The 9732-nt window shown below is 73.7% G+C and carries 10 protein-coding genes and 1 pseudogene; 5 read left to right on the top strand and 6 right to left on the bottom strand.

Features of this window, described 5'->3' with window-relative positions; all coding sequences use genetic code 11:
• Positions 1–8: 8 nt before the first annotated feature.
• On the top strand, positions 9–1541 hold the full coding sequence (locus J0670_RS19670) for a DNA-3-methyladenine glycosylase 2 family protein (protein ID WP_207812941.1): 1533 nt from the start codon (positions 9–11) through the stop codon (positions 1539–1541).
• Positions 1538–2047, top strand: a complete 510-nt coding sequence (locus tag J0670_RS19665) for a methylated-DNA--[protein]-cysteine S-methyltransferase (RefSeq protein WP_207812938.1) — start codon at positions 1538–1540, stop codon at positions 2045–2047. The genes J0670_RS19670 and J0670_RS19665 overlap by 4 nt, the downstream gene beginning before the upstream one ends.
• Before the next feature lie 19 nt (positions 2048–2066).
• Here J0670_RS19665 and J0670_RS19660 read toward each other — a convergent pair whose 3' ends face one another.
• Together J0670_RS19660 and J0670_RS19655 are read right to left on the bottom strand one after the other, a co-directional pair.
• Complete coding sequence (locus J0670_RS19660) at positions 2067–2582, bottom strand: GNAT family N-acetyltransferase (protein WP_207812937.1); 516 nt, start codon at positions 2580–2582, stop codon at positions 2067–2069.
• 84 nt (positions 2583–2666) lie between these two features.
• Positions 2667–3185: a MarR family winged helix-turn-helix transcriptional regulator gene (locus tag J0670_RS19655; RefSeq protein WP_207812936.1), complete on the bottom strand. Its 519-nt coding sequence runs from the start codon at positions 3183–3185 to the stop codon at positions 2667–2669.
• A 144-nt stretch (positions 3186–3329) separates the two neighbouring features.
• On the opposite strand from J0670_RS19655, the gene J0670_RS19650 reads away from it, so the two are divergent.
• The gene (locus tag J0670_RS19650; RefSeq protein WP_207812935.1) at positions 3330–4856 is read left to right on the top strand and encodes an MFS transporter; all 1527 of its coding nucleotides are present in this window, start codon (positions 3330–3332) and stop codon (positions 4854–4856) included.
• 16 nt (positions 4857–4872) lie between these two features.
• Here the strand turns inward: J0670_RS19650 and pth are convergent, their stop codons facing one another.
• From pth to J0670_RS19630, 4 genes are all read right to left on the bottom strand, one after another.
• The gene (gene pth / locus J0670_RS19645; RefSeq protein WP_207812934.1) at positions 4873–5487 is read right to left on the bottom strand and encodes an aminoacyl-tRNA hydrolase; all 615 of its coding nucleotides are present in this window, start codon (positions 5485–5487) and stop codon (positions 4873–4875) included.
• 100 nt (positions 5488–5587) lie between these two features.
• Complete coding sequence (locus J0670_RS19640; protein ID WP_207812940.1) at positions 5588–6220, bottom strand: DUF305 domain-containing protein; 633 nt, start codon at positions 6218–6220, stop codon at positions 5588–5590.
• Positions 6221–6306: 86 nt separating this feature from the next.
• Positions 6307–6969, bottom strand: a complete 663-nt coding sequence (locus J0670_RS19635; RefSeq protein ID WP_207812933.1) for a DUF3105 domain-containing protein — start codon at positions 6967–6969, stop codon at positions 6307–6309.
• A 101-nt stretch (positions 6970–7070) separates the two neighbouring features.
• A complete protein-coding gene (locus J0670_RS19630; protein ID WP_207812932.1) occupies positions 7071–7613 on the bottom strand; it encodes a hypothetical protein in 543 nt (180 codons plus the stop codon).
• 233 nt (positions 7614–7846) lie between these two features.
• Here J0670_RS19630 and J0670_RS19625 point away from each other — a divergent pair, with 233 nt between their 5' ends.
• Both J0670_RS19625 and J0670_RS19620 read left to right on the top strand, forming a co-directional pair.
• Entirely contained in the window at positions 7847–9046 is a 1200-nt protein-coding gene (locus J0670_RS19625; RefSeq protein ID WP_207812939.1) for an RNA-guided endonuclease TnpB family protein, read from the top strand.
• Positions 9047–9396: 350 nt separating this feature from the next.
• Positions 9397–9732: pseudogene (locus J0670_RS19620) on the top strand (hypothetical protein); the annotation flags it as partial.

The raw sequence follows: 9732 nt of genomic DNA, 5'->3' as shown, positions 1-9732 counted from the left end.
TGGACAGCGTGATCGACGACGACATCCGGTACCGAGCCGTGGACAGCCGCGACGCCCGCTTCGACGGGGTCTTCTTCACGGCCGTCACCTCCACCGGTATCTACTGCCGGCCGAGCTGCCCCGCCGTGACCCCGAAGCGGGTCAACTGCCGCTTCTTCCCCAGCGCCGCGGCCGCCCAGGGCGCCGGCTTCCGCGCCTGTCGCCGCTGCCGCCCCGACTCCGTTCCGGGGTCTCCGGAGTGGAACCACCGCGCCGACCTGGTCGGCCGCGCGATGCGGCTGATCGGCGACGGTGTGGTGGACCGCGAGGGTGTCGCGGGCCTGGCCGACCGCCTCGGCTACAGCGCCCGCCAGCTGCAGCGCCAGCTCACCGCCGAGCTCGGCGCGGGCCCGATCGCCCTGGCCCGCGCCCGCCGCGCCCAGACCGCCCGACTGCTGCTCCAGACGACCGAACTGCCCGTCACCGACATCGCGTTCGCGGCCGGTTTCGCCTCCGTCCGGCAGTTCAACGACACCGTCCGCGAGGTCTACGACCGCACCCCCAGCGGCCTGCGCGCCGAGGTCGCGGCCGGCCGCCGCACCGCGACCCCGGCCGGCGGCCTCACCCTGCGCCTCGCCTACCGCGGCGCGATCGACAGCGACCACCTGATCGACTTCCTCGAACTGCGCGCCGTCCCCGGGGTGGAGGAGGTCGTGCCCGGCCCGCGCCCCGGCGCGCGCACCTACCGGCGCACGCTGGCGCTCCCGTACGGTCACGGCATCGCCGAGGTCGACGGCCTCGCGCCGGGCGAGCCGCGCACCCGTGGCTGGCTCGACTGCCGCCTGCTGCTCGCCGACCTGCGCGACCTGCCCACGGCCGTCCAGCGCCTGCGCATCCTCTTCGACCTGGACGCCGACCCGGACGCCGTCGACGCGCAGCTCGGCGCCGACCCGCTGCTCGGCCCCCTGGTCCGCGAGCGCCCCGGCCTGCGCTCGCCCGGCCACGTGGACCCGCACGAGCTGGCCGTGCGCGCCGTCCTCGGCCAGCAGATCAGCGTCGGCGCCGCCCGTACGCTCGCGGGCCGGCTCGCCGAGAAGTACGGCACCGCGCTGCCCGAGCCCAGCGGCGGCCTGCGGCTGGTCTTCCCCACGGCGGCGGCCCTGGCCACCGCCGACCCGGAGGACTTCGCGATGCCCGCCGCCCGCCGCCGCGCGCTCACCGGCCTGTGCGCCGCCCTGGCGGAGGGCGTGGTCCGGCTGGACGGCGGCGTCGACCGGCAGGACGCCGCGGCCCAGCTGCTGGCCCTGCCCGGCATCGGCCCCTGGACGGTCGGCTACCTGCGGATGCGGGCCCTCGCCGACCCCGACGTCTTCCTCCCGAGCGACGTGGGGATCAAGCACGGCCTCACCCGGCTCGGCGCCCCCGGCGACCCGAAGTCCGCCGCCCGCGCGGCCGAGGCCTGGGCCCCGTGGCGCTCCTACGCCGTCCACCGGCTGTGGGCCGGACCCACGAGCACCGACACCAGCAGCACCGACATCGGAACGGAGCACGCAAGCGCATGAGTACCACCGTCTACACCACCATGGAGAGCCCCTTCGGCCGGCTGATGCTGAGCGGAGTGCTGCCCGAGGACGGCGGTCCGGCCGCCCTGGCCACCGTCACCGCGCCCGGCCAGAAGTACGCGCTGGCCGAGCCCGCCGACGACTGGGTGCTCGACCCCGAGGCGCTCGCCGAGCCGGTCGCCCAGCTGACCGCCTACTTCGCCGGTGAGCGCACCACCTTCGACCTCCCGCTCGCACCCGAGGGCACCGAGTTCCGGCGCCGGATCTGGGCCGCGCTGGACGAGATCCCGTACGGCAAGACCGTCACCTACGGCCAACTCGCCGAGCTGGCCGGGCAGTCGCCGCGTACGGTCCGGGCGGTGGGCGGCGCGGTGGGTGCCAATCCGCTGCTGATCGTGCGCCCCTGCCACCGGGTGCTCGGTGCCAACGGTGCGCTCACCGGGTTCGCCGCCGGCGTGGACCGCAAGCGCTGGCTGCTGGAGCTGGAGAGCGGCACGCTCTTCTGACACCTCGGCCCTTGCCGCCTCAGTCCGAACTCGCCAGATCCACCCGCCAGTTGTTGCTGCGCATGTGCCGTCCGGGCGGGAACTCGAAGTCCGTCTCGCCGAGCAGGGTGAACCCGGCCTTCGCGCAGACCGCGTTGGAGGCGGGGTTGTCCACCGACGGGAAGGCGTGCAGGTACCGGTGCGCGGCCTCGCGCCGGGCGGCCGCGACGGCCGCCCGGGTGGCGGCCACGGCGATGCCCCGCCCCTGGTGGGCGGGCAGCACGTTCCACCCCATCTCGTGCACCGTCCCGCCCTCCCACGTCCGGGTGCCGTAGCCGACCGTCCCGACGGCCTCGCCCTCGGGCAGCAGCACGATCCGGTACATGCAGCCCAGGCCGGACGGGACGAAGTCCAGGTAGCGGCGGTGCCGGACGAGGAGTTGCTCCTCGGTCTCCGGCCCGCCGACGTGCTTCTTCATCCCCGGGGTGTTGACCCGGCGCAGCAGCGCGAGGTCGGCGTCGGTCCAGGGCTCGATCCGTACGTCTGCGGTGGTCATGGCGGGGACGGTAGCGCCCGTCGGGCCCGGGCGGCGAGCGGTTTACCCGGTCCGGTGGTACCGCCGGACCGGGTACCGCCGGGCCTACTCGGCGAAGGAGCCCGGCTCGGCCGAGGCCCCCGGCTGGGCGAGGGCGCGGGCGAGCTGTTCCAGTGCGGGCAGCGCGTGGACGACCGCGTCGCGGTCGGCCGGGGCGAGCGTGCCCAGGGCGGCGGCGATCCGGCGTTCGTGGGCGTGCTGCCAGTCGTCGAGCTGGCGCCGCCCGGCCGGGGTGAGGGCGATCCGGGCGGTGCGCCGGTCGCCGGGGTCGGCCTGGCGGTCCACGAACCCGGCTTCGAGCAGCTTGCCGACCAGCCCGCTGACGGTGTTGGGGGCGAGCCGCTGCCGGGCGGCGAGTTCGCCGACCCGCAGCGGCGCGGCGGCGAGCGTCTGGAGGAGTTCGACCTGCGCCATCGGCAGGGACTCCCACGGGTAGTCGGTGCGAATGCTGCTGCGCAGCGCGCGGCGGAGCCGGGTGACGGTGTCGGTGAGCCGCCGGGCGTGCTCGACCGCCGGGTCGGGGCTTTCGGTGGCGGGGTCGGGAACGCGTGGTGACGGCGGCATGGCGGACAGCGTATCGCCTGGTACGGACGGTGCCGGGGGCGCGGTCCGTCCCTCGGACGGGCGGTGGACGTTCCGCGAGACGCTTCGTATCGCTATGCGATCTACTCGTAGAAAGAACATATCTGCATCCGATATATTCGTGGCATGAATGCCACCGCCCTCGCCGCGCGGCTGCTCGTCGAGCGGCCCCGGCCGCGCGGCATAGCCGGCTGGCGCCACGCCCACTGGCTGGCCGTCGGCACGGTCTGCCTCGGCGCCTTCCTCGGCCAGCTGGACGCCAGCGTCATCGCCCTGGTCTTCCCCGCCATCGGGCGCCACTTCGACGCGGGCTACGCCGCCGTCGAATGGGTCGCGCTCGCCTACCTGCTGGTCCTGGTCGCCCTGCTGGCCCCGCTCGGCTGGCTGTCCGACCTGGTCGGCCGCAAGACGATGTACATCGGTGGCTTCGCCGTCTTCGGCCTGTCCTCGCTCGGCGCGGGGTTCGCCGGCGGCCTGTGGATCCTGGTCGGCTGCCGGGCCGTCCAGGCCGTCGGTGCCGCGATGATGCAGGCCAACAGCGTGGCCCTGGTCGCGCGCGGCGTCCCGGAGCACGCGATGCGGCGCGCGCTCGGCATCCAGGCCGCCGCCCAGGGCCTCGGGCTGGCGCTCGGCCCCGGCCTCGGCGGGCTGCTCGTCGAACACGCCTCGTGGCAGTGGGTGTTCTGGGTCAACGTGCCGATCGCCGTGTTCGGCATCGTGGCCGGCTGGTACCTGCTGCCCCGCACCCGCACGGCCGTGCCGGGGCCCCGCGCCAGCACGGCCGCACCCGAGCCCCGTACCCGCACGGCGCTCCCGGGGCCGCGCCGCACCCCCCGCTCCCACGACCTGCGGGAGTCCCACGACCCGCGGGAGTCCCACGACCGGCGCGAGTCCCGCTTCGACCTGCCCGGCATGCTGCTGCTCACCGGCGCGACCACCGCGCTGCTGCTCGCCCTGTCCACCGCCTCCGGCCTGCCGCTGCCCGGTTGGACCGTCGCCGTCCTGCTGCTCGCTGCGGCCGTCCTCGCGGTGGCGCTGGTGCGCCAGGAGCGGCGGGCCGCCCGGCCGATCCTGGCGCCCGGGCTGGTCAACACCCCGGGCGTGCGGTCCGGACTGGTGGTGGCGCTGATCGGCTACCTGCTGCTGTTCTGCCCGCTGGTGATCGGCCCGGTGCTGCTCACCGGCGCGGGGGTGTCGACGGCCAGCGCGGGCCTGCTGGTCACCCTGCTGCCCGCGGCCTTCGCGCTCGCCGCGACGGTCGGCGGCGCGCTGCTGCCACGGGGCTGGTCGGACGTGGCCAGGTGCCGCTTCGGTGCGGCCGCCGCGGGCGCCGGGCTGTTGCTGTTCGCCGCGCTGCCGGTCTCGGGCGCGACGGTGGCGGGCCCGCTGCTGGTCGCGGGCTTCGGGCTGGGCGTGCTGCTGCCAGCCAACAACGCCCTGGTGATGCGGGCGATCCCGGCGGAGTGCTCGGCCGTCGGCGGCGGCATGGTGAACATGGCGCGCAGCCTGGGTACGGCGCTCGGCATGGCGCTGTCCGTCCTCGGCGTCCAGCTGGCGGGCGCGGCGTCCGGTGGGCGGACAGTGCTGGTCGTCCTCGCGGCCGTCGCGGTGGCCGCCGCCGCCCTGACCCGCCAGGCGCCGCCCGGACGGTAGCGGCTCGACCCAGGCTTCAGCCCCGGGACGGGCCCTGCGGCGCAGCGGAGTTGTTCAGGGCGTCCTGGGCCCGGTTCAGGCCGAGCCGCACCAGCGTCTCCAGCGCGTCCGCGCAGCGGTCCAACACCCCCGGCATCGCGGCCAGTTCCTCGTCCGAGAACCGCTTCAGCACGTAGTCGCCGACGCTCTGCCCCTTCGGCGGGCGCCCGATGCCGAACCGCAGCCGGACGAAGTCGCGGGTGCCGAGCACCTCGCCCACCGAGCGCACTCCGTTGTGGCCGCCCGGACCACCGCCGCGCTTGAGCTTGCCGGAGCCGTACGCGAAGTCCAGGTCGTCCTGGACGACCACCAGGCGCTCCACCGGCACCCCGTACCGGCGCAGCAGCCCGGCCACCGGGCGGCCGGAGAGGTTGATGAACCACAGCGGCTTGGCCAGCAGCACCCGGCGGCCGTCCAGCTCGATCTCCGCGACCAGGGTGGCGATCCCGCGGCGGCGGAACCGGGCGCCGTGCCGCTCGGCCAGCCGGTCGACGGTCAGGAAGCCCGCGTTGTGGCGGGTCAGCCGGAACCACGGACCGGGGTTGCCCAGCCCTGCGATCAGCCAGGGGGCATCGGCGGTCGTGACGGTCATGAAGGGTCTCCGGGGGTGGGGAACGGCGGACGGCCGGGGCGCGGTGCGGACGGTACGGGACCGCCGCCGCGCCCCGGCCGTCCGGGGAGCGTGGTGCGGGTCAGGAGGCGGGCACGTCGGGGGTGGCGCCGCGCTCCTTGAGCATGTCGGTCATCAGCTCGACCTCGGAGGTCTGGGCGGTGACCATCGACTGGGCGAGCCGCTTCTCGACGTCGTTCTTCGCCATGTCGACGTAGCCCTGGGCCATCTCGACGCCGCCCTTGTGGTGCTGGATCATCAGCTGGAGGTAGTACACCTCGGCGTCCCGCCCGCTGAGCGAACGCAGCTTCGCCATCTGGGTGTTGGTCGCCATGCCGGGCATCAGCGAACCGTCGTGGGCCTGGTAGTCGTGGCCCATCTTCATCCATGCCATCGGCTTGGCGACCGAGTGCTGGGACAGCCCCCACTGGTCGAGCCAGCCCATCATCATCCCGCGCTGGTTGGCCTGGGTGTTGATGATGTCGAAGGCGAGGGTGCGGGTCGGCTCGTCGGCGGTGCGGTCCCGGACGACGAACGACAGGTCCACCGCCTGCTGGTGGTGGGTCGCCATGTCGCGGGCGAACCCGGCCTCGGGCGAGTCGTCCGCCGGGACGGCCACCGAGGCCGAGCCGGAGGCCGACGTCCCGCTCGCCACCAGGGCGGGCACCCCGAGCGCCAGCGCCACCGCGGCGGCCAGCGCGGCCGGCCACCACAGCCGCCGGCGGCCGGAACGGGCGGTCGACCCCTGGCCGGCCGGGTCCTGCTCCTCCACGGCGTCGTCGGGGCTCACATCTGCGCCGCTCACATCTGCCCCATGGTGCAGGAGGCGCCCGGCTCCTGGGTCTGCTTGCCCTGGACGTACTTGGTGAAGAACTGGTTCACCCGCGGGTCGCTGGCGCTGTCCACGATCAGCTGGGTGCTCCAGGCGTTCAGGGTGATGGTGCCCTGCTCGTCCGGGTACGGGCTCATCAGCGAGTACGGGGTGGCCTTGACCTTGTCGGAGAGGGTCTTGATGTCGTCCGGCGTGGCCTTGCCGTTGTAGGTGACCCAGACCGCGCCGTGCTCCAGCGAGTGGACGGCGCGCTCGTTCTCGACCGGCTGGTCGTAGACGTGGCCCATGCAGTCCAGCCAGATCGCGTTGTGGTCGCCGCCGACCGGCGGGGTCATCGGGTAGCTGACCTTGTCCTTGACGTGGTTGCGGCTCAGGTCGCCGAAGGTCTTCACACCCGGGATGTCCGCGTTGGCGGCGGCCTGCCGGTCCTTCTTCTTCTGGTTCTGGTCCATGACGATCCAGGTGCCGGTGGCGATCGCGCCGATCACCAGCACACCGGCCGCCACCGAGGCGATGACCTTGTTCCGGCGGTCGCGGCGCTGCTCGACGGCGCGCAGTTCGGCGATCCGGGCGCGGCGGTCGGCGGCGCCCTTGGCACCGGGCTTGTTGGACTGCTTCGAGGCGGAACCCATGATGGTTGTCCTTGTCCCCGCCGCGCACGGCTGGTGGCGGCGGTCGGCTGGAGTAGGGGGAGTGGCGGAGCCGCCGACGGGCTGTCGGCGGTGGGTTCCGCTCAGGACCGGTGGACCTGGAGCTCGTGCAGATCGGGCGCCGGGTGCGGACCGTCCAGCAGGCCCGCGGGCACCACCCGGGGAAGCGCCTCGGGCGCCGGCGCGACCAGCGGCGACACGGCGGGCTGCGGCTGCGGCGGCGGGTTCGGCAGCTGCGCGTCCTGCGCGCAGTACGGATGGCTGGAGCAGCCGTTGTTGCGCGGCGGCTGGCCGTCGGCGGTGCACAGGATCCAGTGGCCCTGCTCCTCGGCGAACCGGTGGTGCTGCTCGGACGCCTTGGCGGCGCGGCCGGAGTGGCCGGTGTGGCCGGAACGGTCGGCCTGCGGGGCGACCGCGGTGACCACGGCGACGCTGACCACCGAGACGGCGCTCACCGGCGCCGAGACGGGCTCCCGGTGGCCGGGTCCGTCCACCGCCTTCGCCTGACCCGCGCAGGGCAGGGCCGTCAGCAGCGCGACCAGCAGCATGACCAACAGCGCACCCGCCGGGCGGCCCGCCGGTGCGGCCCTCCACGGCCGGGGCGAGCTGGGGGCCGACGCGGTCATGCGCACATTTAATCAGCCGAACGGGTGAAGCGATGCCCCTCCCAGGCCCTCATTTTCGCTGGCCCGCACCCCGCAATGTTCAGCGTGATCTAGCGAGGAACCTCGGGCGTTTACGCCCGGGTGGGGGTACCTCCCGCTCGCGGGGGCGAATCGCTTCCCGCGTCCCGGCGGCGCGGAGCGCCGCTGCGTCACTGTGCGTCTGCCGGAAGCACCCGTTGTCAGTGCGTCAGGTTATGTTCGCGGGCGTGAAGGTCGTGGTGCGGGTGAAGCTGGTGCCGGAGGCCGACCAGGCTGCGGCGCTGCGTTCCACGCTGCGCGTGGTGAACGAGGCGGCGTGCTGGGTGTCGGTGGTGGCGTTCGAGCGCGGGGTGCCGCGTGAGTACGAGCTGCGCAGGCACACCTACGCGGAGCTGAAGGCACGTGGGCTGGGGGCGCAGGCCGCCCAGCACGTCATCAAGAAGACCCGTGACGCCTACACCACGTTGAAGGCGAACATCCGTGCCGGGAACCTCGGCAGGCCGGGCTCCAAGCGGAGGGTCAAGGCCGAGTCCAAGCCGATCACCTTCCGCGCCGAGGCCGCGCAACCATACGACGACAGGTGTCTGAGCTGGCAGCTGGACCAGCGGACCGTCAGCATCTGGACCACGGCCGGACGGCTCAAAGGCGTGCGGTTCGCGTGCTCGCCGGACGCGCTCACGACACTGCGCGCGCACCGCAGGGGCGAGTCCGATCTGATCGAGCGCGACGGCGCGTTCTACCTGTTCGCCACCTGCGACGTTCCCGAAGCACCACTGAACCAGAACCCCACCGGGTTCATCGGCGTGGATCTCGGCATCGCCAACATCGCCACCACCTCGACCGGCTACCGGGCCGCCGGGCGCGGTCTGAACCGGCACCGCAGGCGCCAGCTCGACCTGCGGCGCAAGTTGCAGGCCAAGGGCACCAAGGCCGCCAAGCGGCTGCTCAAGAAGCGTGCTCGCAAGGAGGCCCGGCACAGCGCCAACGTCAACCACATCGTTTCCAAGACCATCGTCACCGCCGCATGGGGGCACCTCCCGGCCGAAGGCTGGGGGAGCACCGGCTGCGGGATCGTCCTGGAGGACCTCACGGGCATCCGCGACCGGGTACGGCACCGCAAGGACCAGCGGACCACGGTGCACTCGTGGAGCTTCCACCAGCTCGGCCAGTACATCGCGTACAAGGCCAGGCGGGCCGGAGTGCCGCTGGTGTACGTCGACCCGGCGTACACCAGCCGGCAATGCTCCCAGTGCCGTCACATCGACCGGAAGAACCGCGTCGACCAGGCAAGATTCGCCTGCCGCGCCTGCGGGACCGTCCTGCACGCGGATGTCAACGCGTCCCACAACATCGCCCACAAGGGCGAGACCGTGTGGACAGCGGGGCGTGAGTCACGCGTCCCAGCCGCCCCATAGGTGGCTCAGACGTGGGAGGCCACGCGACAGCCAGCCGCGCCCTACCCACAAGCCCGGCCTCTTCAGGGCTCTTCAGGGCCGGGTCAAGTTGACGAAACGCCCTGCTCCGGGCACATCCGGCAAGCACGGACGGAACGGAAGCGGACGCGGCGGTGACGACCCCGAGACCCCTGCCGCGCGACGGTCGTCGAACGGGCAGGTGAACCGGCAGGTGAACGCCGTGGCCGGGATGATCCGGTCGGTGACCGGTTGTCGTCGAAACCCGGACAGCGTCGTTGTGCTCGTAGACAATGACGCCAGTTCGGCCCCGCCGGGGGCGGCGCGACCACGGACCGACCAGGAGCCGCCAGATGAGCAAGCAGGGCGCACCCGCACAGCCGCACCGGCCCGACGACGGCTGGTGGGACACGGTGTACGACGGCCCGGCGGGCACCCTCCCCGACACCCCGCACGCCGACCCGGGGGACGGCAGCGTGGACGACTGGTTCGACACGGCGGCCGGACTGATCGGACAGCAGCGCACGGCGGAGCCGGAGCCGCAGCCGGAGCCGGAACCTGTGACCGAGGCGGAGGCCGAGCCCTCGGCGGAGACTTCGGCGAAGCGGGACAGCATCGACGACTGGTTCGACACCGCGGTCGGGGTGATCGAGGGGACCGCCGGGATCGGGCGTCAGCGCACCTCCACC

Source organism: Streptomyces sp. FH025 (assembly GCF_017427025.1).
GTDB lineage: Bacteria > Actinomycetota > Actinomycetes > Streptomycetales > Streptomycetaceae > Kitasatospora.
Note: the sequence above shows the minus strand (reverse complement) of the source record. Positions and strands in the feature narration are given on the sequence as shown.

Coding starts and splice junctions, on each gene's coding strand:
- J0670_RS19665 (WP_207812938.1), top strand. CDS start 1,538: ATGAGTACCACCGTCTACACCACCATGGAGAGCCCCTTCGGCCGGCTG.
- J0670_RS19660 (WP_207812937.1), bottom strand. CDS start 2,582: ATGACCACCGCAGACGTACGGATCGAGCCCTGGACCGACGCCGACCTC.
- J0670_RS19655 (WP_207812936.1), bottom strand. CDS start 3,185: ATGCCGCCGTCACCACGCGTTCCCGACCCCGCCACCGAAAGCCCCGAC.
- J0670_RS19650 (WP_207812935.1), top strand. CDS start 3,330: ATGAATGCCACCGCCCTCGCCGCGCGGCTGCTCGTCGAGCGGCCCCGG.
- pth (WP_207812934.1), bottom strand. CDS start 5,487: ATGACCGTCACGACCGCCGATGCCCCCTGGCTGATCGCAGGGCTGGGC.
- J0670_RS19635 (WP_207812933.1), bottom strand. CDS start 6,969: ATGGGTTCCGCCTCGAAGCAGTCCAACAAGCCCGGTGCCAAGGGCGCC.
- J0670_RS19630 (WP_207812932.1), bottom strand. CDS start 7,613: ATGACCGCGTCGGCCCCCAGCTCGCCCCGGCCGTGGAGGGCCGCACCG.
- J0670_RS19625 (WP_207812939.1), top strand. CDS start 7,847: ATGTTCGCGGGCGTGAAGGTCGTGGTGCGGGTGAAGCTGGTGCCGGAG.